We start from the raw sequence: 24,067 nt of genomic DNA, 5'->3' as shown, positions 1-24,067 counted from the left end.
TATGAGTAAGAAGTTTTATCTGATTTCTTTGCTTTTCTATTTCTGTGCACTCTTTATGAGTGCACAGAACTCGTTAAGGCTGTCTCCGATATTTGCTTCAGGTATGGTATTACAGCAAAATGCAGATGTTATATTTTGGGGGTGGGGCGAACCAAACAAAAAAGTGAATATTTTTTTCGGTTGGGATAATAAAATGCTTGAAAGTAAGGTGAATGAGAAAGGACGTTGGGAAGTAAAAGTGAAAACCCCGTCAGCCGGTTATACGCCTTATACCGTATCTATCTGCTCTGCCCAAGATTCGATTTTGCTTTCTGATATTCTTATTGGTGATGTCTGGTTTGTTGGTGGGCAAAGTAATATGCAGATGAATTTTCATGGGAATCCGGATCAGCCGGTGCAAGATGCCCAGAAAATACTGTTGCGCTGTAAGCATAAGGGGATACGCTTGTTTAGAGTTAATAACGGATATGCTATTTCTGCTTCTGATACTTTGACGATTGATGGAAAATGGACTTCTGCAAGTCCAGACAATGTGAAAGAATTTAGTGTAGTAGGTTATATATTTGGGGAAAAATTACATGAGTTGACTGATATACCTATTGGATTGGTACAATCTGCACATGGAGGATCGTCTGCGGAAGCTTGGCTGGACTACGAGACATTGGAAAGGTTTGGTGGATTTGATTTGAATTTGGAGCGGAAGAAAATAGATCCTATATGGTATGCATTTGAACCGACGGTTCTTTATAATAAGATGTTGGCCCCCATGCTGCCGCTGACGGTAAAAGGAGTGATTTGGTATCAAGGAGAATCGAACGTAGAGCGCCCGGAGCAGTATCGAATGTTATTCCCGGAGTTGGTACGTACATGGCGCAGATATTTTGCAGATGATAATCTACCTTTTTATTATGTTCAAATAGCTCCCTATAATCATCAAAAAGTTAATTCTGCTATATTTAGAGAAGTTCAATTGGATTGTATGAGGACAATTCCCAATGTGGGCATGGTAGTGACTTTGGATGTCGGGGAGGCGGATATTATTCATCCGGCGCGTAAAGAAGTGGTTGGAGAAAGGCTTGCTTATTGGGCATTGAACAAGGTTTATGGTTATTCGGCTTTTGGATGTAGGGGACCGGAGTTTCGTTCGATGGAAATACGCGACGGCCATGCTTTTTTAAAGTTTGATTTTGCTCCGAACGGTCTGTCTTTTATGGGAAAACAACCATTGGGGTTTGAGGTTGCAGGTGAAGATAAAGTTTTTTATCCGGCTAAAGTCAGGATTACTCCGGCTTTTTGGGGAAACGAAGGACTTGAGGTTTGGAGTACTGAAGTTGCCAAGCCGGTGGCAGTACGTTATGGCTTTTCAAATTATGTGGATGGGTCATTATATAATACAGAGGGTTTGCCCGCCTCTTCGTTCCGTACAGATAATTGGTAATAAGGTTTTAATTATATATGGTATATGGCTTCAAATTCTAAAAAGAAAATAATCCCTGTTTTAGCTGCATTTTTTGTAATGGGCTTTTGTGACATAGTGGGCATATCTTCTGATTATATGCAAACTAGTTTTGGCTGGTCTTCTACGATGACCGGATTTGTACCTTCTATGGTATTTATTTGGTTTCTCTTTTTGGGAATTCCGATTGGAAATAAGATGAACCAATGGGGACGTAAGAATACGGTGCTGTTGAGTATGGCAGTGACAATAGCCGGAATGTTTCTGCCGCTTGTGATATACAGTAGCGCGACTTGTATCGTTGCTTATATTCTGTTAGGTATAGGAAATGCTATCCTGCAAATATCCTTGAATCCTCTGCTTGGCAATGTTATAACCGATCAACGTATGCTGACAAGTAGCTTGACTGCAGGGCAGGTTATAAAAGCGATTTCTTCGTTGGTCGGCCCTGAAATAGTATTGTTTGCTACATTACATTTTGGCAATGAACATTGGTATTATTGCTTTCCTATGTTGGGTGGAATAACTTTATTCTTTGGATTATGGCTGGTAGCGACGCCCATTCAACGTGAAACATCCTCAGGCGAATCAGTATCATTGGGTAAATCTTTTGCGCTATTGAAAAACAAAACACTTTTGGTATTGTTTTTAGGTATTTTCTTCATGGTAGGGGTGGATGTTGCAACCAATTATATTAGCTCGAAGTTGATGACTTTGCGTTACGAATGGACTCCTGATGAAGTAAAGTTTGCACCGCAAGTTTATTTTCTAAGCAGGACGATCGGTGCATTTTTGGGAGTTTTTCTCTTAACAAAAATTTCGGCTTTACGTTATTTTCGGATGAACATTCTGGCATGTGCTTTAGTTTTGTTATTACTCATGTTTATAGATGGACACGCAATATTGAATTTGATTTGTATTGGAGGTGTCGGACTTTTTTCAGCATCTGTTTTCTCCATAATCTATTCATTGTCTTTTCAAGAGTTTCCTACTAAAATGAATCAGATTTCCGGTTTGATGATAACGGCTGTCGCCGGTGGCGGAGTTGTGACTCCTCTTCTTGGAATGGCGTTAGATTTTGCTGGGGTTACTGCAGGTTTATCGGTAATTCTACTTTGTGTGTTGTATCTGATATATTGTGCTTTTGGTGTAAAAATACAATCTTAATGATATATATTGTATTTCTGCCCAGACTAAATTCTCCCGGTAATATGAGGAAATAGTGAAGGCAGATTTCATTTGAAAGAAAAAATGCTACTCAGTAAATCCTTATATTGGGAATATACCGGGTAGCAAATTTTTATGTTCAGTAGCGACTGTTTATTTCACCTGAATAATATCATAATTCAAATCGCTTACAGCTTCTTGCAGGCTGTCGTTTACCAGTCTTAAAGTAGTGTCATTTACAACAACGAAGTATACGGGATCCTCGCCGTCATTGGGAGTTAACTTATAGGCAGTTTTCTTATTGTTGTTGGCATCTTTTTGGATAACTTGGCGCTTTCCTGTGGAAGTGAAAGATTTGTTCTTCCCCGGTCCTTCTGCATCCAGATAGGTCGTAACTAAGGTATAACCGCTTTCACCGTCAGGGCCTATGCTGTCGACACTCAGTACGTACTGGATACCCGGACCGTCGGCTGCGGGAAGTATACCCTCATAAACGGCTACTGCAGAGGAATCGTTGCCTACGACAGTCATGACACCTTCATCCATGGTGTCGTTGTTTTGATTTCCTTTTGATTGGCAGGATACCAATGCAGCGGCAATCGCTGCAATCATCATTACTTTTTTCATTGCTTTAATGGTTTAAATTAATATTAAGAGACGCCAATAGCGTTATTCTTCGTCATCCCGTTTAATAACGAGTAATTTATCTACTCTTCCGCGATCCATATCCACTATCTCAAACTCCAGGTTCTTGTAGCTGAAAATGTCACCGGCTTTCGGAACCCGTCCGATGAGGAACATTGCAAGCCCGCTTAAAGTGGTGAAGTCCTCTTCTTTCAGGTCGTCATAGTTCAGTATGCCCATTGCTTCCATAAAGTCCCCTATGTTCATGGAGGCCTCCACCAGCATGGAACCGTCTGCCCGGGTGACTATATCTTCTTCCTCCGTTTCGTTCTCTTCCAAAATATCACCGAAGATACTTTCCGTCAAATCGTGTAAGGTGATAATACCTTCTGTATTCCCATACTCGTCTACAACAACTCCGAACTTGTTTTTGTTCTTCTTAAAGAGCTCTAAAACTTTCTTGGCATATAAACTTTCGGGAATAAACAGTGGAGGGCGTGCAATTGTACGCAGATTGAACGGCTGTTCACCTCCTAACATCAGGATGATGTCTTTTACGGAGACTACTCCTATAATTTCATCCTTTCCGCTTTCCACCAGCAGATATTTGCTGAAATGCTCTTCGTGGATAACTCGTAGAACTTCTTCTTGTGTATCTGTGGGGTGAAGTACTATTACATCACGACGATGTGTCATCAGGTCGTTGGCTCTTTTGTCCGAGAAACGGAAAACATCACGAAGCATTTCGGTCTCGTCCTTATCGATGACACCTTGTTCGGAGCTTTGGTGCAAAATCATTTTCAGTTCTTCTTGTGTCATCTGCCGTTCTTCTCCTTCTTTCATACCGATAAGTTTATTTGTGAGCTTGGTTGAAGCGCTGAGAAGACAAACAAAAGGATAAGATACTTTAGTCAGGATAATCATAAACGGACTTAGTAGCGTGGCGTAGCGCTCCGGGTTGTTTAAGGCTATGGATTTAGGAACCAGCTCTCCGATGATGAGGGATAAGTAGGTAATGACGGCGACAGTGGTGATCATAGCCAAGTCTTTGGCATATAGTTCCAGACCGGGGAGCATGGCAAATAATGGAACCACATCGTCGGCTATGGCTACACCGCCATAAGCACCCGATATGATGCCGATCAGAGTAATGCCGATTTGAATGGTGGAGAGAAATTTTTCCGGTTCTTCCAATTGTTTCAAAACGCCTTTTGCACTTTTTTGCCCTTTGTTTACAAGGGTTTCCAAACGTGCCTTGCTTGAAGATACTAATGCGATTTCATACATGGCAAAGATGCCATTCAGGATAAGTAAAAATAGAATAATAATAAATTCCATGTTTGGATTACAAATAGTTTGTGTACAAAGATAACGTTTTTCAAATATTTATTGTTAATATTGCTGTCTCTTAAGAAGATTAAACAAATTAACATGAAAAGCAAACATTTTCTATTCGTCTTTTTGCTACAAGTGGCGGCTTTCAGTGTGCAGGCTGCACGTGTAGATACTGTGTTCGTGAAAAGTCCTTCGATGAACAAGGACGTGAAGGTAGTTTATATTCTTCCGGATAAAGCCGTTGCCAAGAACCCGCAGGCTTGCCCGGCGGTGTATTTGTTACATGGCTATGGCGGCAATGCGCGTACATGGATTGGAATAAGGCCGGAGTTACCTCAAATTGCCGATGAAAAAGGTATCATATTCGTATGCCCTGACGGTAAGAACAGTTGGTATTGGGATAGTCCTAAGGATCCTTCCTATCGTTATGAAACTTTTATTTCGTCGGAACTGGTGAACTATACAGATACGCATTATGCTGCGATTCCGGAGAAGCGGGGGCGCGCCATTACCGGTCTGAGCATGGGCGGACATGGTGCATTATGGAATGCTATCCGCCATAAAGATGTGTTCGGGGCGGCGGGAAGCACAAGCGGCGGAGTGGATATTCGCCCGTTTCCCAACAACTGGGAGATGAAGAAACAATTGGGAGAGCTCACTGCCAACGAGGCGATATGGAACAATCATACAGTAATCAATCAGGTTGACAAACTGGCGAATGGGGATTTGGCCTTGATTATTGATTGTGGTGAAAGCGATTTCTTCCTTGAAGTGAACAAGGAACTGCATAAACGTTTGCTGGCATACAAAATAGATCATGACTTCATCACTCGTCCCGGCGGACATACCGGTACTTATTGGAATAACTCCATAGACTACCAGATATTGTTCTTCAGTAAATTCTTTAATAAATAATCACTCAATAACATAGTTTACGGTACGGATGTAATTCGTACCGTAACTGTTTGTGACCTCTTTGCAAGAAGTAATGATATTCCGCTTATCCAGAGAGTAGGTGTATTTTCTGACTTCTTGACTTATTGTGTTTCCGTCAGGAATAATCTGTTCTATTAAGATACTGAAAGGCTCTCCTAACAATTTCCCATATAACGCTGCGGAATGTAGGGAAAGAGGATATAGGTCGGCAAAAAACAGGCAAGGAACTTCCGATTGGTTGATTATGCTGTTGCCTGCCGGAGTGGTGGCGGTGTATGTCTGCGTGTAAGTGTCCACTTTTTGCACAATGCGTAATGCTTGGGGATTGCTGTAATCTATGCCGATAGACGCATAGACTTTACCGTTTATGCTTTCTGTTATGTTTTTCAGATAGGGCTTTCCTTCAGGGGAGGTGAAATAAGAAAAACCATAGGTGCGGGTTGCACCTACTTCCTGCCGCGTGCATTGGATGGCATATCCTTTATCATTAAGGAGATAGGTGGATACATTGCCGAAGTTGTCGGTCGCTATGGCTTGGTGTTCTTCATAGGTTACCGATGTCGTATTTTCTATTTTCACCGGTTCGTTTTGAACAGAATAACTCTGTACGGTAGTGAATCCTGCCAGTTGCCCTCGCTTGTATGAATAGGTCTGGGTGGTAGTCACCGTAGGCACTCCCGCTTCATAAGGGCTGTCTTCTGTCAGCCGGATTGTAGAAAAAGGTACGGTAGGGCAACTGCCATTGCCGCCCGAATCGTTGTTATCTTCACAAGCAGTTGTTGCTATGAGTATAATCAATAATGAAAAGATTAGCTTCTTTCTCATTCCTGTTATTTTATAATCAGCCCCTTGCGGGTATTCTTTGGGGTGGCGAAACTCTTGACAGAGGTCTCTCTTGTTTGGGCTTCCGGCAGTTCAATGGCGCCTGCAATAATTCCCATTGCAGTATTGAACAAAATTTCATTAAAATCTCCTAAAGGAAGATAGTACTGCAAATAGGATGTTTCGTTAATGGAGAGGTCCGGTTTGAAACCTGTGCTGTAATCGGCTTCTCCGTTGGCATTGAACACTTCGCATACCACCGGGCGTACTGCCCAGGGATATTTGGGATTGATGAAAGTTTCCGTAGCTACATTTTCACCTTTAGTAGTTTGCCCGATGAGGACTACTGTCATGTAGGGTTTCAGGCAGTTGATAAGCATTTCCGCAGCGCCTGCCGTAGTTCCGCCGGTGATGATATAAACTTTGGACAGGTTTAGGTTGGCTCCGCCTTGCAGGAGTTGGGAGTCCAATATCAGGTCATGATTTCTGCTGCTTTGCTTGTCATTGTATTGCAGGAAAGCGAAAGGACTTTCCAGTTTATCGGCAGGCACAAGCATATCGGCAAGGAGTTGCACACATTCCATTTCTCCACCGGGATTGTAACGGAGGTCGAGTATAAAGTTATTAATGCCGAATTGTTGGCATTGCTGGGAGAAAGCACGCAATTCATTGTTATATGCTTCGCTGTTTTCCGCAGTTCCGGCGGTGAAGGTATTATATGCAAGGTAGGCTATTTTATGGTCCGTACCGTCCAGTTGTACAAACTTGGTTGTATGAATTGCGCTTTCCGTTACAGGCCGTACGGCGGGTAAGGCGATGTCGCCGATTGCCTGTATCATTCCTATGCTTTCGTCGTCTTCATCCTTTACTATCACATACTTTCCGATACGCAACGTTCGTGTACCGCCGTCTGTCAGTCTCTCTTCCGTCTTTTTGGTGATGGAGTCACCGTCTACGAGCATTATCCAGTTGCCTCGTTGCAGTCCGGCTTCTGCTGCCGGAGAACCATTTGCCACGTAAGAGACAAGTGCGTTGTAAGTGGTGTCGCTGGTGGCAACTTTATATAATGTATAGTCAAAGCCGTAGCTTGGCAGAGGGGTATCCATTATGGTATCGACGGTCGAAAAGCCTTTGTCATTCTTCGATAGGATACTCTTCAGGAAAGTCTCCGGATTTTGAAAATAGTTCAGACCTTTAGAAGGAGGAATGTCCTCATACCATAGGTAGACTTCCCTCATCAGGCTATCTATCCACAGGTCGCGTCCTGTCAGCGGGTAGTATTCTTTCCAGCGATCTTCTCCACAGGAGCACAGGCTTGTCAATGCAATAAGTCCCAGCAGAGGGAAAAGTAACAGCTTCCTTCTTTTCATCAGTCTCTATATCATTTGGTTTTCGCCCACAAAAATAGCGAATAGTTCTTGTATCTACCACAAATATGGTATAAAATTCCCTATCATGTGTCATAGGCTGCTTTGTTTTATCCCTTTATCTTTGCAACATCCAAGCAAGGAGAATTTATTCACTTATAAATACAAATGACGATGAAAACAAAGAAATTACATTTTGAGACGCTGCAACTTCATGTGGGACAGGAACAGCCGGATCCGTCGACCGATGCGCGGGCCGTACCTATCTATCAGACTACTTCGTACGTGTTTCATGACTCGGCTCATGCAGCGGCCCGCTTTGGGTTGCAAGATCCGGGTAATATCTACGGCAGACTGACAAATCCCACACAAGGGGTGCTCGAACAACGCATTGCAGCTCTTGAGGGAGGTATTGCGGGGTTGGCGGTTGCTTCCGGTGCGGCAGCTCTGACCTATGCTTTTGAGAATATTACGCGTGCAGGCGATCACATTGTGGCTGCCAAGACCATTTATGGCGGAACGTACAATCTGCTGGCGCATACATTGCCCTCTTATGGCGTTACGACCACTTTTGTAGCTCCGGACGATTTGTCCAATTTCGAGAAGGCTATTCAGGAAAATACGAAAGCAGTCTTTATAGAAACATTGGGAAATCCCAATTCGAACATCATTGATATTGATGCGGTTGCCGGGATTGCTCATCGTCATGGAATCCCTTTGATTGTCGACAACACTTTCGGTACTCCTTTCCTGATCCGTCCTATTGAACATGGCGCTGATATTGTGGTACATTCCGCCACTAAGTTTATTGGCGGGCATGGCACTTCTTTAGGCGGTGTTATTGTTGATAGCGGTAAGTTCGACTGGGTGGCTTCCGGTAAGTTCCCGCAATTGACCGAGCCCGATCCAAGCTATCATGGTGTGCGTTTTGTTGACGCGGCAGGTGCGGCGGCATATGCTGTCCGTATTCGCGCCGTTCTATTGCGTGACACCGGCGCTGCTATCAGCCCGTTCAACGCGTTTATCCTGCTGCAAGGCTTGGAGACTCTTTCTTTGCGTGTGGAGCGCCATGTGGAGAACGCTCTGAAAGTTGTTGATTTCTTAGAAAGGCATCCCAAAGTGATAGCAGTGAACCATCCGTCTTTGCCGAATCATCCGGATCATGCATTATACCGGAAATATTTCCCGAAAGGCGCCGGTTCCATTTTCACCTTTGAGGTTAAAGGCGGGGTGAAAGAAGCTCAGGCGTTCATTGACAATTTGCAGATCTTCTCATTATTGGCAAATGTGGCGGATGTAAAGTCGCTTGTAATACATCCGGCAACTACTACCCATTCGCAGTTGAGCGAACAGGAGTTGGCAGAGCAAGGCATCAAGCCGGGAACTGTGCGCCTTTCCATTGGGACGGAACACATTGATGATTTGTTGGATGATGTGTCACAGGCGTTGGAGAAGATTTAATCTCGGATGAAAAGTACATATCGTCCGATAGAATTAATTTTTTGTCGGATGAAATTTTAGATACATTGTTTTAGTATGAATATTGCCGTCTTATTATCCGGAGGTGTCGACAGTTCTGTTGTCGTGCACCTCCTTTGTGAGCAGGGGCATCGCCCTTCGTTGTTTTATATAAAAATAGGGAAAGACGATGCCGACTATATGGATTGTTCGGCGGAGGAAGACTTGGAGATGGCTTCCGCCGTAGCCCGCCGTTACGGCCTTTCACTGGAGGTTGTTGATTTGCATCGGGAGTATTGGGACAATGTGGCTGCTTATGCCATTGACAAAGTGCGTAGGGGACTTACTCCGAATCCGGATGTGATGTGCAATAAGCTCATTAAGTTCGGTTGTTTTGAACGGTACGCCGGTAAGGATTTCGATTTTACGGCAACCGGGCATTATGCTGCTACCATTCTGCAGAATGGGAAGGTTTGGCTGGGAACGGCCCTCGATCCGGTGAAAGACCAAACGGACTTTCTTGCGCAGATAGACTATCTGCAAGTTTCCAAACTGATGTTTCCGTTGGGCGGACTGATGAAACAGGAAGTGCGCGACATCGCTTTGAAAGCGAAGTTACCCAGTGCCCGCCGACGTGACAGCCAGGGCATCTGCTTCTTGGGGAGGATTAACTACAACGACTTTGTCCGTCGCTTTTTGGGTGAAAAAGAAGGTCGGATTATTGAACTGGAAACGGGAAAGATACTGGGAACCCATCGCGGCTACTGGTTTCATACTATCGGCCAGCGTAAGGGGCTGGGATTGGGCGGAGGCCCCTGGTTTGTGGTTCGTAAAGATACGGATGAAAATGTGATTTATGTGTCACGTGGATATGAAACGGAGCAACAATACGGGTATGAGTTCAGTATGCAGGATTTTCATTTCATTACGGAAAATCCTTGGGAGGGAGTGGAAGGGGAGATTCCGGTAACATTCAAGATACGCCATACTCCTGATTTTATCGGCGGCAAACTGTTGCAGGACGGGGACGGCTACCGGATTGTTTCCGAAGAGAAGTTACAGGGGATAGCTCCGGGGCAATTTGGCGTTGTGTATGATGAGGCTTCCAGACTGTGCATCGGAAGTGGAGAAATTAAATATAGTATTCCACTAAATCCACAATACCCGCTTTCATAGCGTATTTGGTAGCTTCGTGTGCGTTGTTCACGCCCAACTTTCTGAAAATATTCTTCCGGTGGCTGTTTATGGTATGAAAGCTGAGGTTTCTTTCAACTGCAATTTCTTTAGTGGTTTTTCCTAATGCGATTTCTTTCAGGATGCTTCGTTCGGCCGATGTCAGCAGGTCGTTTTGCTGAATGGGGTGGAGGAGGGATGTCTGACTGTTTCCTGACAGCAGCAAGTTACTGACGTGGTTGCAAATGAAACGCTCTTTACGCGAAGCGCATTGCAGGGCGGTGAGTATCTCTTCTTTGGAATTGTCCTTTAGCACTACTCCGAATGACATGCTGCTGAACAGTACTTGTCGTAGGAATCCGATGCTCAGTTCGTCGGAGAACAACAGCCAGTCCGCCTCTTTGAAACGTTCGTGCAATACAATCAATTCGTCGGAACTGACAAAGTCAAACGAGGTATAATCCAGTATTACCACTGCTCCGGGGTGCAGCCGTAACTGTTGTATGAGTTCCGCTTTGTTGTCGGCTTCCAGCAGCAAGGCAGTGTCTTTCTGCCGGCTTAGCAGAAACATCATGCCTGCTTTGGTTATATCTTGATTGTCAGCGATGATAAATTCTCTCATAATAGTCATTGGCGCATTAAAAAAAGAAACTCCGTTGCAAATGTACACTTTTTAAGTGATTTGCAGCGGAGTTGAGAGTATATATATTGCAGTGGGGTTTACCAGGAACGTCCCTTGAAGATATTCGATTGGTTCAACGGCAGCAGACTACCACTTAAAGTCATCGTGTTGGAGTTGAAGTTAGGGTTGATAGTAACGGTTGCGTTGTTGTCGCCATTAGTCAGGGTAAGGAATATCTGGGCGGAGATACCGATGCCCTGAATGCTGAAGCTGCAATTTATGTTGCCACGTTTGTCGGTAGATGTTTTTATGTCCGATACGGTACCGTCTACTGTCACACCTCCAATACCGTTAGGACCGGGATAAACAGTGTTGAAAGCTACCTGTACGGTGCCTCGTCCCTGATTCACCAATACAAAGTTGGTGTTGGAAGTAACAAAAGCCGTTTGCCCGTTGCGGAACATCACCTGATTGGCTTCCAATACAAATTGCTGTGCTTTCAGTGCTGCTACGGCGTCATCGTAGGAAACGGCATCGGCTGCCTGTTGTTCCGCTTTCAGGCGGGCGCGTTCTGCGTCTCTTTGGGCTTTGCGGTCTGCACGACGTTGTGTGCTACTCTCTTGTGCATACATGGTGGTTGTCACCATGCTTACCAATACTAATGCTGCTAATGCAATAAACTTTTTCATACTTAATTCTTGTTTAGGTTTAAATTATATTGTTCGTTATAAGTTTATTGCAAGAACAATGCCTAACCGGGATTGTTCACTGTTTTTTTAATTATTTTATATCCGGTGGCTGCAATGAGGATACTCATGAGTGGACTGATAAGATTGAAAAAGCAGTAAGGGAGATAGGTCAGCGTGGACACGCTCAGAATAGTAGCTTGTGTCATTCCGCATGTGTTCCAGGGGATGAGAACCGAAGTTACGGTGACGGCATCTTCCGTTGTGCGGCTCAACAGGCGGCTTTCATACCCTTTCTTTTCATAGATGTTGCTGAACATGTTTCCGGTCAGGATGATGCTGATGTACTGGTCTGCCGTAGCAAGGTTGAGGAATAGTCCTGAACCGACAGTCGATGCCACAACGCTGACAGTGCTTTTCATGAATCGTACAAATACGGATGTGATGCTTCCCAGCATGCCGCTCGCTGTCATTGCGCCGCCGAAACACATGGCGCAAAGTATCAGCCAAATGGTATTCATCATTCCTGCCATGCCTCGTGTGGCAATCAGCTCTGTCAGCATGGCACTATCACTTTGCAGGCTGGTACTGCCGTATAGGCTCATTATCGTTCCCTTAAACAGCCCGTTGCTTCCGGAAATCTCATAAAGCAGGTCGGGCTGGAATATGATGGCAAAGGCGGCAGCCAGCAGGGTGGACAGGAACAAGGTGATGATAGAGGGCATTTTGCGTGCAATCAAGATTCCGGTAGCCACCGGGACAATCAGCAGCCAGGGAGTGATGTGGAATCGGCTATTCAATGATGCCGCAAACTCGGCTATTTGTTCTGTACCACTGGTTTCGTACGTGAATCCCATTACCGTAAATATGATAAGAGTGATGACGAGCGACGGAATGGTGGTAATCATCATATAGCGGATATGGCGGAACAGCGGAGTGTCAGTGACCGAGGAGGCAAGCACCGTAGTATCTGACAGCGGTGAAACCTTGTCGCCAAAGTAAGCTCCTGAAATAATGGCTCCTGCAATCCAGCCTTCCTCGAATCCCTGTGCTTTTCCTATTCCTAAAAGAGCGATGCCGATGGTTGCTATTGTGGTCCATGAGCTTCCCGTCATGATTGACACCAATGCACAGATGATGCAGGTAGAGGTGAGGAAGAAGTCCGGGTGTATAATCTTCATTCCGTAGTAAATGAGGGTGGGGACTACACCGCTGATCATCCATGCGCCACTTAGCGCGCCGATAATCAACAGTATGATAATGGCGGAGGATACGCCTGCGATGTTATTGGTAATGGCTATTTCATAATCTTTCCAAGGAATCCGGTAGAATGTTATTCCGATGAATATGCAAACTGCCGTAGTGGTGAGCAGGGACACCTGACTTCCGCCATTTAGAGCATCGCTTCCAAAAGTGCGGATAGTGGCAAACAACATTCCTATTAAAATAATGATGGGGAAAAGGGATACGATAGGAGAAGGAATTTTCTTTGTTGGACTCATGCGCTATGTTGCTATAAAATATAATGCGGCAAAAATATAACAAAACAGCCGAATCCTTTTTCTTTTTTCTTTTCTGCAAATAAATATTATTAATTCTTTGCGTTTACTTGGAATTTTAACAGCAGCTCTGAGTCTGCATTGATGTTTCGGGGATGTGTAGGGCTTATGAAGAAATCCCTTTCCACTGCCAATTTTCTTGTGGTATGAGGCAGTGAAAAGGGGCTTTGGTGTTTTTCAATAGTATTTTATACTTCTACTACGGTTTCCATTGTTTCCGGCTTGGGCTCTGCTGTCAGGTCACGATAGATAACGGCACTGCATCCGAGTGCTGCTACGGTGTAGACAATGCTTACAAGGAACAGGAGGAACATTGCGAATCCGCCGTCTGCAATGGCAAATATAATCCACAAAAGGATATAAAACGCCACTCCCAGTAAAAGCGATACGCCGAAGATGGTCCACTTGTAACCATAAGTGGCCTTGTTGCTTTGAATCATGGCTTCGCCCGGAGCCACGCCTTTATCGAGTAGGATATAAATTGCAAGTGACCAACCTATGGATATGATGATGCCCGGTACAATCATGAAAAATAGGGCGGGAATAATGGCAAGATACATCAAACCTATCAAAGTGAAGTATTCTCCCATGAACTTACGGTATTTCCCATCAAAAATGAATAGGGGAGAAATGACCCTTCCTTTACTCAGCTCAATAGGAATAGTTGTCATGGCGATTGTAGTACCTACATTTAAATAGGGAATCCAGATTGTAAGCAGCCAAAGTATGGTAGCTCCCAACATGGATATTGCATTTTTAATGCCTAAACCGATACCTTCGGAGATAACTCCGGCTACTGTAATTTTCCGTTGTGCGTCCATAGCAAGATAATTTTTGATGAATATTTACTTATTTATGTCATTTCTGACAAATATATAACTTTTATAAAGAAAAACAAAACATATCGAAACTTATTTTATAAAAAAAAGAGAGGATTGCCTAAACAGGGTAAAGTCTTGTTAATGCATTCTTTCCTTATGGCAAATGGTGATTAGGAGGGATAACATTGTTAGTCCGGCGCCTATACCGGTAACACCTGCCCAGCCCCATGTGTGCCAACAACTGCCGGCGAGGAAGGTTCCCAATGACCCACCTATAAAATAGGTTGTCATAAAAATGGTGTTTACCCGGTTGGATGCCGAAGGGCAGATGTCGAATATGCTGGTTTGGTTACTGAGCTGAATACATTGCATGCCAATGTCAATCAGTATAACTCCGGCAATGATACCGGCGTATGTGTTTCCGCAGAAGTAAAGCGAAGCCCATGCACACAAGATCAGTCCGCAACCAATGAAGTTAAAGTTGCGTATCCCTACTTTTTTCACATACTTTCCAACGAAAGATGCGGTCAGTGCACCGGCTATTCCGCACAGCCCCAAAATGCCGATTACATCGCTGTTGGCATAGAAAGGCGCTTCGCCCATTTTGAAAGCGAGACACGACCACATGGCTAAGAAAGAGCCGAATGCGATGCCGGCGCGTATGGAGTAGATGCGTAGGGCAGGGTAGTCTTTGATAAGTGAAAAGAGCGATTTCATTAAGTCACCGTATTTTCCCCGGAAGCTCGGCTGTATGTCCGGCAGGACTTTCAGGACTATAATGGCGCATAGCAGCATCATGCCTGCCGCGATGAAATACATCTCTCGCCAGCCTAATGCCTCACCGATAAATCCACTGATAACACGAGAGGCGAGTATGCCGGTGAGCAAGCCGGAGATGACGACGCCTACGTTGCGTCCTTTATTCTCCGGGCGGGAGAATTGCGAGGCTATCGGTACGAAGATTTGCGGGATCATGGAGCAGATACCGGTAATGAGTGAAGCTCCCCAAATGATATAGATATTGGGTGCTGTGGCTATGGCTATAAGTGAAAATATCAGTAAAGTGAAGTTAATCAGGATGATCTTTTTCCGTTGGTAAAGATCGCCTAACGGCACGATAAACAGCAATCCCAATGCATAGCCAACTTGTGTAATCATTGCAATGAGATTTGTTTTAAACTCGGACACACCCAATTCGTGACGTATCACGTTCAACAAGGGTTGGTTGTAGTACAAATTCGCTACGGAAATACCTGCTACGATAGCAAGCGTCCAAAGTATATGTGCGGGCAATCCGCCGTTTTCTTTTAATTCAGCTTTCATGCTGCAAAGATAGGAAAAAGCAAAAAAACGAATGTCCTTTCAGCTTTGGTAAAAAAGAAAGTTATTAATTAGCCTAAAGGGTGTTGTAAAATCTGTGAGTGTTACTCTGTCAACTTCCAATTCCTGCACTGATAAAGTCATAGAATTAAGTAACAGAATATCATTGATAATCCACTTTCCTTATGAGGTTCATTGCATCAGACCATATAAGATAGTCTGCCCTTGCGATTAATAATATGTAAGAGTTGGGTTACTTCTTGGAGTAATGGTATTTCATTGAAAGTATATCAATCTCTACCCTGTCATCATTTACAGAGTAAATAAGACGATGCTCTTCGTTGATGCGTCTTGACCATTTACCTGCTAAATCATATTTAAGAGGTTCTGGCTTGGCAATTCCTGTATAAGGGTGTTCTATCAACTGAGAAGGATCTTTTTGATGCGTTTGGCAATATTGGGATTGTTTTTCTTCCAGTACTCCCATTGCTCCATAGCAAGAGGTGTGAATATAATCTTCATAATTCATCCAAGTTTATCTCTATCCCCTTGCCGTTCTTAATATCTTCCTCTCCTTGACGTATGTCTTCCATCGTTTCAGGTGACGACATGATATATTCCGTTTCCTTTAAAGAGTTGTATTCATCAAGGGAAATCATCACTACTCCTTTACCATTACCACGATTGACGATTACAGTGTTATAATCATCAATTACTGAATCAATGTACCCTTTGAGGTTGGCTCTTAAATCGGTGTAGTTAGCTGTTTTCATAATTCCTCCTTTTGTTTAATGCAAATATGTGTACTTATATGCGTACTTTCAAATTTAATTAGTTAATTATTAGATATAAAGAAAGGGTACCAACTTAATGATGCCCTTTCCTTTCCCAATCAACAATCCACGTACACCATTTACTGTTTTTCTCCATTTTAAAATGTTATATGAAGTATATCACATTGTATTATGGTTGATTATGCTGATTCTTGCAGCCGTTTTTAAAGAATGACAAATTGGGCTGCAAATTGGCTGCAAAAGTAACCTGCTTATGGCTTGAATTGAGGGGTAATTAAAAAAGGAATGGTATGAGGTGTTTCAATCCGTTATCTAAACCAAGTTTTCATAAAATGAAAACTCCTGCAATCACAAGGATTACAGGAGCTTATCTATATGTAATTGTCTAAATTACTTGCTCAAAGCCTGAGCTACGTCAACCGCACAAGCCACTGTACATCCTACCATCGGGTTGTTACCGATACCCAGGAATCCCATCATTTCCACGTGAGCAGGAACTGATGAAGAACCAGCGAACTGAGCGTCTGAGTGCATACGGCCCATTGTGTCCGTCATGCCGTAAGAAGCAGGACCGGCAGCCATGTTATCCGGGTGAAGTGTACGACCTGTTCCACCACCTGATGCTACTGAGAAGTAGGGCTTACCGGCAAGAACGCGTTCTTTCTTGTAAGTACCTGCAACAGGATGTTGGAAGCGAGTCGGGTTGGTAGAGTTACCTGTGATGGATACGTCTACGCCTTCTTTCCACATGATAGCTACACCTTCGCGAACGTCGTCGGCGCCGTAGCATTTTACTTTGGCGCGAGGACCGTCGCTGTATGCGATTTCACGAACTACTTTCAGTTCACCTGTGTAATAGTCGAATTGAGTCTGAACATAAGTAAAGCCGTTGATACGAGAGATGATCTGAGCAGCGTCTTTTCCAAGACCGTTCAGGATACAACGCAAAGGTTCTTTACGTACTTTGTCGGCTTTAGCGGCAATTTTGATTGCACCTTCTGCAGCAGCGAATGATTCGTGACCTGCCAGGAAAGCAAAACACTTAGTTTCTTCGCGGAGCAACATGGCAGCCAGGTTACCATGACCGATACCTACCTTGCGGTCGTCGGCTACCGAACCCGGAATACAGAATGCCTGCAAACCGATACCGATAGCTTCGGCAGCATCAGCAGCGTTCTTGCAGCCTTTCTTGATAGCGATGGCGCAACCTACAACATAAGCCCATTTTGCGTTTTCGAAACAGATAGGCTGAGTTTCTTCACACGTCTTATAAGGATCGAGTCCGGCAGCTTCGCAGATAGCGTTTGCTTCCTCGATGTCTTTGATGCCGTTAGCGTTCAAAGCTTCGATGATACCTTTGATACGACGGTCTTGACTTTCAAATTTTACTTCTCTAATCATAGTTTCTTTCCTCCTTATATTATTCGTGACGTGGATCAATGTGTTTAACAGCTCCCTGTTCAGCAGTGAAGCGTCCGTAAGTACCGGTTACTTTCTTCAATGCTTCGTTGGCATCAGTACCTTTCTTGATTTCATCCATGAATTTACCCATGTGAACGAATTCGTATCCGCAGATTTCATCGTTTTTGTCAAGAGCGATAGTCTTGATATAACCTTCTGCCATTTCCAGATAACGGGGACCTTTTGCCAAAGTACCGTACAAAGTACCTACCTGGCTACGCAGACCCTTACCCAAATCTTCCAAACCGGCACCGATGATCAAACCGCCTTCAGAGAAAGCAGACTGAGTACGTCCGTAAACGATTTGCAGGAAGAGTTCGCGCATTGCTGTATTGATAGCGTCGCAAACGAGGTCGGTATTCAATGCTTCGAGTACAGTCTTGCCCGGAAGGATTTCAGCTGCCATAGCTGCTGAGTGAGTCATACCGGAACAGCCGATTGTTTCAACCAATGCTTCCTGAATGATACCTTCTTTGACGTTCAATGTCAGTTTACAAGCACCTTGCTGAGGAGCACACCAACCTACACCATGTGTCAGACCTGAAATATCAACGATTTCTTTTGATTTTACCCATTTGCCTTCTTCGGGTATGGGAGCCGGTCCATGGTTAGGACCCTTCTTTACAACACACATGTGTTCCACTTCGTGTGAATAAGTCATAATTAGCTCTTTTTTAAGTTATAATTAAAAAAAACGTAGTTCTATGTTTTATTAAACGGTCACAAAGGTAGTCGTTTTCTTGCTTTCTGCCAACCGTCTGATTTGACTTTTTTATTAAAAATTAGTAATATAGGATGCTGATTTGGCATATTGCAATCTCTACATTACAATACAATTGCTGCTTTAAGACGATTGTTTTCAATTCGTGTTTCTTTGAATGTTGTGACACCCTGTCACCATACTTGTATAACTTTGCTTACGCGCGCGCAGGAAGAATTTTTTTATATGGATGTTTGATGCGTGCATGTCTCGCGGGCGCGTGAGAAGAGAAGTTGTTCAAGTGTGGTGACAGGGTGTCAAGGAATGCTTTTTGTAGAGTAGAGGTTTGGATTTCCAGCATAGAGGTTTAGCGATCTAACATAGAGGTTTAGCGACGTAAAGTTGGACTTTACAATCTCAGGGTTGAGGCTGTGCGATTGTTGTATTGCTGTGCCATTGTTTTTGGTGCTTTCTTTTCTCACTTTCTCTTTTAATTCTTTATCTTTGCCGGTGCATAATAAAAAATAATAGAGAACAAAATTATGGTAGAAGTGGCGGATAGTGCTTTGCAGCAAGCTGCAGGTGAGGGAATGGATGCTTTCATCCAAGTATTTACGGACGCATATAAAGAGTTGACGGGTGGCGAGCTGACTGCTGAAACAATGCCTTTGCTCACCGGTGAACAACATTCGTTGTTGGCGTATCAGATATTTCGTGACGAACTCATGGAAGGTGGCTTTTGCCAGTTGATACAGAATGGATATGGCGGTTACATCTTTGCCAATCCGTTTGCCAAAGTGATGCGTTTGTGGGGAGTGGGTGATTTAAGCAAACTGGTGTATGCCGCCAAGAAGATATATGACGCCCATCGTGAAGACTTGGAACGTGAGCGTACTGATGATGAATTTATGGCTATGTACGAGCAGTATGAGGTGTTTGATGCACTGGAGGATGAGTTTTTGGAAAAAGAGGAGGAATATACAGCGTTGGTTGCCAGTTATGTAGATGAACATTTAGACTTATTTGCAAAAATAATAAAGTAACGGTTGCAGTATTTTTTAAGTTTCTGCATTTACATTATGTGAATTGAAATTTATATCTTTGCGAACTCTAAAAAATAATGTTTATGAAACAATTGAAATTCTTGATGATTGTATTTACCCTGATGATGGGTGTTTCTTTTACTTCGTGTATGGGGGAGAGTGATCCTACGGTTAGTCCGGTGGCTACACTAAAAGTCGTTTCCGCTTATCCTTATACATTTCAATATCCTAATGACGGTTTGAAAATTATAGCTTCAAATACCAGCGAATTGTTAACTGATAATTCAGTGAATTTAGGATTGGGAGATATTATTTTTCTTCAGTATACTTATAATTCCGAGGAACAGCCTTTGACGAGCGAAACTAAAGAAATAACGGCAAAAGTAACTATTGGACATAATTGCACCTCAGGTAATACTAGTATAGGAGTACCGGTTGAAAATAATGGTGCCGGTGAACTTTATGAGAATGCTACGATAGTGGAGCTGTTGCCTGCCGGTCAGGGAACAATGTATTATGATAAGAATACTTTGTTGCTTGGTGTTACTTTCTATGGAGAAAAATCCCCATATAAGCATGAATTCTCGTTGATATATGGTGACGATAATCACAGCGCAGGCGATGCCGGTAAAGATGAAGAAGGGATTATGAAGCTATATCTTCGTCATGTAAATAATGAGGAGAAACCGACAGAGCGATTCAGCATGTATAGAGCTTTTGATTTGAGCCAGTTCCTCGCAGCTTTTGGTGAAACTCCTACCAAGATTAGGATTTATGCCAATGAAACGGATAAGAACGGATCTTATAGTTTGGAAGATGCGAAGAAAGAACTTCAATATGAAGAAATAGATTACAAAAGTATTTTTGAAAAAAATTAATAGTTGAACTATAAAGAATTATTTCATATAGCAATGCAGATGATTTCCTCTCCGGCACGTGCCTGGGAGGAAATTCGTTTGGAAGAGGATAGACGAAAGGTGTTTACAGCTTTTGTCTATCCTATGATTGGTTTATGCGGGCTGTCGGTCTTTATCGGTTCTTTGATAGCGAAAGGGTGGGGTGGTCCGCAAAGCTTTCAATATGCCATGACGCAATGCTGTGCTGTGGCGGTGTCTTTGTTTGGAGGATATTTTCTGGCAGCCTATCTCATCAATGGGTTGCGTGTCCGTATGTTTGCTATGGACAACGATATTCCTTTGACGCAACAGTTTGCCGGCTATGCGCTGGTAGTGCCTTTTTTGCTGAAAATTATTATCGGTATATTGCCTGATTTCAGCATAATAGCTCTGTTGCTTCAATTCTATATCGTATATGTAGTGTGGGAAGGAAGTGCTATTTTGATGAAAATAGCGGAAAAAGACCGTTTGAGGTTCACCATTCTTTCTTCTATTTTGTTAATAGCTTGTCCGGCAGTGATAGAATTCATATTCAATAAGCTGACGGTAGTGCTGAACTGATTGATTTTATGAAACAAGCTCCTGTAAATATTAAAAATAAGCGTGCCACATTCGATTATGAATTGGTAGATACCTATACTGCGGGCATTGTGCTCACCGGTACGGAGATCAAGTCCATCCGTTTGGGAAAAGCAAGTCTGGTGGACACGTTCTGCTACTTTGCCAATGGTGAACTGTGGGTGAAGAACATGCATATTGCCGAGTATTTTTATGGCTCGTACAATAACCATAATGCACGCAGGGAGCGTAAACTTCTGTTGACTAAAAAAGAGCTGGATAAGCTGCAGCGCGGTTCGAAAGATCCCGGATTCACGATGATTCCCGTCCGTCTGTTCATCAATGAAAAAGGGCTGGCAAAGGTAGTGGTCGCTTTGGCAAAGGGTAAAAAGCAATATGACAAGCGTGAGGCTTTGAAAGAAAAAGATGATAAGCGCGATATGGCGCGTATGTTCAAGAGGTGAGTTTAATGTACCGCATTACCACATTATATTTATGAGTAGACTTGAAGGTTTGGTGCGTGAGCGCATCCTTATCCTGGACGGTGCTATGGGCACCATGATACAACAGTACAACTTGACGGAAGAAGACTTCCGCGGAGAACGTTTTGCACAAATTCCCGGACAACTGAAAGGTAATAATGACATACTCTGTCTGACACGTCCGGATGTGATACGGGATATTCACCGTAAATATCTTGCGGTAGGTGCAGACATCATCGAAACCAATACCTTCAGTTCTACAAGCGTCAGCATGGCCGATTATCACGTGCAGGACTATGTTCGTGAGATTAATCTTGCCGCTGTGAAACTGGCGCGTGAGGTTGCTGATGAATTCACTGCCTTAACCCCTGATAAACCGCGGTTTGTAGCAGGCTCTGTCGGTCCCACCAATAAGACCTGCTCCATGAGTCCGGATGTCAACAATCCGGCTTTTCGTGCACTGACTTACGACGAACTGGTCATAGCCTATCGCGAACAGATGGAAGCGATGCTCGAAGCCGGTGTAGATGCGTTGCTGATTGAAACCATTTTTGATACGTTGAATGCGAAAGCGGCCATATATGCCGCGAAGCAGGCAATGAATGTTGCCGGTATCCGGGTTCCGTTGATGCTGTCCGTAACGGTGTCCGATATAGCCGGGCGTACTTTGTCCGGACAGACGTTGGATGCATTTCTGGCTTCAGTGCAACATGCGGATATCTTTTCCATAGGGCTCAACTGCTCTTTCGGAGCCCGCCAGTTGAAGCCTTTTCTCGAACAACTTGCCGCCCGCGCACCTTATTATGTCAGTGCCTACCCCAATGCGGGCCTGCCCAACAGTCTTGGTACGTACGATCAGACTCCTGCTGAAATGGCGGCTGAGATTAAAGAATATATCCATGAGGGATTAGTAAATATAGTAGGCGGTTGTTGCGGCACGACCGATGAATATATTGCTGCCTATTCATCTTTAATAGATGGAGTTGTACCACGTATACCGGTTGGTAAGCCCGATTGTCTCTGGCTCTCCGGTCTGGAGCTGTTGGAGGTGAGGCCGGAGAATAATTTTGTCAATGTGGGTGAGCGTTGCAATGTTGCCGGTTCACGTAAGTTTCTGCGCTTAATCAATGAGAAGAAATATGACGAAGCGCTAAGTATTGCCCGCCAGCAGGTGGAAGACGGTGCACAGGTCATTGACATAAATATGGATGACGGACTGCTGGATGCGGAACAGGAAATGACAACCTTCCTTCACCTGATAGCTTCCGAGCCTGAAATCGCTCGTGTTCCCGTAATGATAGACTCCTCCAAATGGGATGTGATAGTTGCAGGACTGAAATGTGTGCAAGGCAAGTCTATTGTCAATTCCATTTCCTTGAAGGAAGGAGAAGAAACGTTTCTTGAGCATGCCCGCACTGTGAAGGAGTATGGTGCTGCTGCAATAGTGATGGCTTTTGACGAACGGGGGCAGGCAGATACTTACGAACGTAGAATCGAGGTATGCGAACGTGCTTATCGTTTGTTGGTGGACAAAGTCGGCTTTAACCCACATGACATCATTTTTGATCCGAATGTGCTTGCAGTGGCTACGGGTATGGACGAGCATAATAATTATGCGGTAGACTTTATTCGCGCCACCGGTTGGATACGTAAGAATCTGCCCGGTGCTCATGTCAGTGGCGGAGTCAGTAACCTATCGTTCTCATTTCGAGGCAATAACTATATTCGTGAAGCGATGCATGCGGTGTTTCTGTATCATGCTATTCGTGAGGGAATGGATATGGGCATTGTGAATCCTGCAACTTCCGTACTTTATACAGATATACCGGCCGATATTTTGGAACGCATAGAAGATGTTGTTCTTAATCGTCGTGCAGATGCTGCGGAGCGATTGATTGAAACGGCCGAAAGGTTGAAAGCGGAAGCGGATGCCGCTAAAGTTTCCGCTCCAAACGGTGACTCTCAGCTTTCGGCTTCCGGTTCCCGGTTCCAATGGCGGGAAGGTGCGGTGGAGGAACGCTTGAAGTATGCTCTGACAAAAGGTGTTGGTGATTATCTGGAAGAAGACCTTGCCGAGGCTTTAAATGCTTATCCGAAAGCTGTGGATATTATTGAAGGCCCGTTGATGGCGGGAATGAATCACGTTGGCGATCTGTTCGGTGCGGGCAAGATGTTTCTTCCACAAGTTGTTAAGACGGCGCGTACTATGAAGAAAGCGGTGGCTATCCTTCAGCCGGTTATTGAATCGGAGAAGCAAGCGGGGGCCGCTTCTGCCGGTAAAGTGCTGCTTGCTACGGTGAAAGGAGATGTACACGATATCGGAAAGAATATTGTTGCCGTAGTGATGGCTTGCAACGGATATGAGATAATCGACCTGGGCGTAATGGTTCCTGCCGAAACGATTGTGCAGCGTGCCATAGAAGAAAAGGCCGATATGATTGGGCTGAGCGGACTCATCACTCCTTCACTGGACGAAATGGTGCACGTTGCCATGGAACTGGAAAAAGCGGGGCTTGACATTCCGTTGTTGATTGGCGGAGCCACTACGTCTCCGTTACATACGGCGTTGAAGATTGCTCCGGTCTATCATGCTCCGGTTGTTCATCTGAAAGATGCTTCGCAGAATGCATCAATAGCAGCCCGCCTGATGAATCCTAATCAAAAGGAAGAATTAGCGAAGAATCTTTTTACCGAATATCAGCGGTTGCGCGAGAAAAATCAGGAGAGGCAGGTCGAGACGGTATCTCTTGAAGAGGCAAAAGCTAATCGATTGAAATTGTTTTAAGA

General features: G+C 44.1%; 23 protein-coding genes. 10 read left to right on the top strand and 13 right to left on the bottom strand.

Features of this window, described 5'->3' with window-relative positions; all coding sequences use genetic code 11:
* Window position 1 precedes the first annotated feature (1 nt).
* Complete coding sequence (locus NQ546_RS14640) at window positions 2-1,438, top strand: sialate O-acetylesterase (protein ID WP_004290299.1); 1,437 nt, start codon at window positions 2-4, stop codon at window positions 1,436-1,438.
* 24 nt (window positions 1,439-1,462) lie between these two features.
* Window positions 1,463-2,623 (top strand): MFS transporter, encoded by a 1,161-nt coding sequence (locus NQ546_RS14635; RefSeq protein WP_004290300.1) that lies wholly within the window; start codon window positions 1,463-1,465, stop codon window positions 2,621-2,623.
* Between the two features lie 153 nt (window positions 2,624-2,776).
* On the opposite strand, the gene NQ546_RS14630 is transcribed toward NQ546_RS14635, so the two are convergent.
* The gene (locus NQ546_RS14630; protein WP_004290301.1) at window positions 2,777-3,250 is read right to left on the bottom strand and encodes a copper resistance protein NlpE N-terminal domain-containing protein; all 474 of its coding nucleotides are present in this window, start codon (window positions 3,248-3,250) and stop codon (window positions 2,777-2,779) included.
* Window positions 3,251-3,292: 42 nt separating this feature from the next.
* On the bottom strand, window positions 3,293-4,585 hold the full coding sequence (locus NQ546_RS14625; protein WP_004290302.1) for a hemolysin family protein: 1,293 nt from the start codon (window positions 4,583-4,585) through the stop codon (window positions 3,293-3,295).
* 93 nt (window positions 4,586-4,678) lie between these two features.
* Between NQ546_RS14625 and NQ546_RS14620 the strand changes: the two genes are divergently transcribed.
* Entirely contained in the window at window positions 4,679-5,497 is an 819-nt protein-coding gene (locus tag NQ546_RS14620; RefSeq protein ID WP_021939827.1) for an alpha/beta hydrolase, read from the top strand.
* Here NQ546_RS14620 and NQ546_RS14615 read toward each other — a convergent pair whose 3' ends face one another.
* Both NQ546_RS14615 and NQ546_RS14610 read right to left on the bottom strand, forming a co-directional pair.
* Complete coding sequence (locus NQ546_RS14615; protein WP_004290304.1) at window positions 5,498-6,343, bottom strand: DUF4595 domain-containing protein; 846 nt, start codon at window positions 6,341-6,343, stop codon at window positions 5,498-5,500.
* 5 nt (window positions 6,344-6,348) lie between these two features.
* On the bottom strand, window positions 6,349-7,710 hold the full coding sequence (locus NQ546_RS14610; RefSeq protein ID WP_004290305.1) for a S41 family peptidase: 1,362 nt from the start codon (window positions 7,708-7,710) through the stop codon (window positions 6,349-6,351).
* A 171-nt stretch (window positions 7,711-7,881) separates the two neighbouring features.
* Here NQ546_RS14610 and NQ546_RS14605 point away from each other — a divergent pair, with 171 nt between their 5' ends.
* Window positions 7,882-9,168 carry an O-acetylhomoserine aminocarboxypropyltransferase/cysteine synthase family protein gene (locus NQ546_RS14605; protein WP_039953239.1) on the top strand — a complete coding sequence of 429 codons (1,287 nt, stop codon included), beginning with the start codon at window positions 7,882-7,884 and terminating at the stop codon, window positions 9,166-9,168.
* Between the two features lie 75 nt (window positions 9,169-9,243).
* Entirely contained in the window at window positions 9,244-10,341 is a 1,098-nt protein-coding gene (gene mnmA / locus NQ546_RS14600; protein ID WP_004290307.1) for a tRNA 2-thiouridine(34) synthase MnmA, read from the top strand.
* Here mnmA and NQ546_RS14595 read toward each other — a convergent pair.
* The 9 genes from NQ546_RS14595 to NQ546_RS14555 all read right to left on the bottom strand — a co-directional run bounded on the left by NQ546_RS14595 (window position 10,298) and on the right by NQ546_RS14555 (window position 18,262).
* The gene (locus tag NQ546_RS14595; protein ID WP_039953321.1) at window positions 10,298-10,960 is read right to left on the bottom strand and encodes a helix-turn-helix transcriptional regulator; all 663 of its coding nucleotides are present in this window, start codon (window positions 10,958-10,960) and stop codon (window positions 10,298-10,300) included. The genes mnmA and NQ546_RS14595 overlap by 44 nt on opposite strands.
* A 98-nt stretch (window positions 10,961-11,058) precedes the next feature.
* On the bottom strand, window positions 11,059-11,649 hold the full coding sequence (locus NQ546_RS14590) for a DUF4251 domain-containing protein (RefSeq protein ID WP_004290309.1): 591 nt from the start codon (window positions 11,647-11,649) through the stop codon (window positions 11,059-11,061).
* A gap of 62 nt (window positions 11,650-11,711) precedes the next feature.
* A complete protein-coding gene (nhaC, locus tag NQ546_RS14585; protein WP_004290310.1) occupies window positions 11,712-13,148 on the bottom strand; it encodes a Na+/H+ antiporter NhaC in 1,437 nt (478 codons plus the stop codon).
* 245 nt (window positions 13,149-13,393) lie between these two features.
* Window positions 13,394-14,026 carry a hypothetical protein gene (locus NQ546_RS14580; RefSeq protein ID WP_004290311.1) on the bottom strand — a complete coding sequence of 211 codons (633 nt, stop codon included), beginning with the start codon at window positions 14,024-14,026 and terminating at the stop codon, window positions 13,394-13,396.
* Between the two features lie 138 nt (window positions 14,027-14,164).
* The gene (locus NQ546_RS14575; RefSeq protein ID WP_004290312.1) at window positions 14,165-15,349 is read right to left on the bottom strand and encodes an MFS transporter; all 1,185 of its coding nucleotides are present in this window, start codon (window positions 15,347-15,349) and stop codon (window positions 14,165-14,167) included.
* Between the two features lie 250 nt (window positions 15,350-15,599).
* A complete protein-coding gene (locus tag NQ546_RS14570; protein ID WP_373593927.1) occupies window positions 15,600-15,833 on the bottom strand; it encodes a Txe/YoeB family addiction module toxin in 234 nt (77 codons plus the stop codon).
* A 31-nt stretch (window positions 15,834-15,864) separates the two neighbouring features.
* Window positions 15,865-16,119, bottom strand: coding sequence for a type II toxin-antitoxin system Phd/YefM family antitoxin (locus tag NQ546_RS14565; RefSeq protein ID WP_004290314.1), 255 nt, complete (start codon window positions 16,117-16,119; stop codon window positions 15,865-15,867).
* Between the two features lie 411 nt (window positions 16,120-16,530).
* Window positions 16,531-17,541 carry a GGGtGRT protein gene (locus NQ546_RS14560; protein ID WP_004290316.1) on the bottom strand — a complete coding sequence of 337 codons (1,011 nt, stop codon included), beginning with the start codon at window positions 17,539-17,541 and terminating at the stop codon, window positions 16,531-16,533.
* Window positions 17,542-17,560: 19 nt separating this feature from the next.
* Window positions 17,561-18,262, bottom strand: coding sequence for an iron-sulfur cluster assembly scaffold protein (locus NQ546_RS14555; RefSeq protein ID WP_004290317.1), 702 nt, complete (start codon window positions 18,260-18,262; stop codon window positions 17,561-17,563).
* Window positions 18,263-18,843: 581 nt separating this feature from the next.
* Between NQ546_RS14555 and NQ546_RS14550 the strand changes: the two genes are divergently transcribed.
* The 5 genes from NQ546_RS14550 to metH all read left to right on the top strand — a co-directional run bounded on the left by NQ546_RS14550 (window position 18,844) and on the right by metH (window position 24,065).
* Window positions 18,844-19,344, top strand: coding sequence for a DMP19 family protein (locus tag NQ546_RS14550; RefSeq protein WP_004290318.1), 501 nt, complete (start codon window positions 18,844-18,846; stop codon window positions 19,342-19,344).
* Between the two features lie 83 nt (window positions 19,345-19,427).
* The gene (locus tag NQ546_RS14545; RefSeq protein WP_229094556.1) at window positions 19,428-20,222 is read left to right on the top strand and encodes a hypothetical protein; all 795 of its coding nucleotides are present in this window, start codon (window positions 19,428-19,430) and stop codon (window positions 20,220-20,222) included.
* 33 nt (window positions 20,223-20,255) lie between these two features.
* Window positions 20,256-20,801 carry a Yip1 family protein gene (locus NQ546_RS14540; protein ID WP_004290320.1) on the top strand — a complete coding sequence of 182 codons (546 nt, stop codon included), beginning with the start codon at window positions 20,256-20,258 and terminating at the stop codon, window positions 20,799-20,801.
* Between the two features lie 8 nt (window positions 20,802-20,809).
* On the top strand, window positions 20,810-21,262 hold the full coding sequence (smpB, locus tag NQ546_RS14535; RefSeq protein ID WP_004290321.1) for an SsrA-binding protein: 453 nt from the start codon (window positions 20,810-20,812) through the stop codon (window positions 21,260-21,262).
* A 31-nt stretch (window positions 21,263-21,293) separates the two neighbouring features.
* A complete protein-coding gene (gene metH, locus NQ546_RS14530; protein WP_004290322.1) occupies window positions 21,294-24,065 on the top strand; it encodes a methionine synthase in 2,772 nt (923 codons plus the stop codon).
* Window positions 24,066-24,067 lie beyond the last annotated feature (2 nt).

It is taken from the genome of Bacteroides eggerthii (assembly GCF_025146565.1).
Lineage (GTDB): Bacteria > Bacteroidota > Bacteroidia > Bacteroidales > Bacteroidaceae > Bacteroides > Bacteroides eggerthii.
This window is presented reverse-complemented; position numbering and strand designations above follow the sequence as displayed.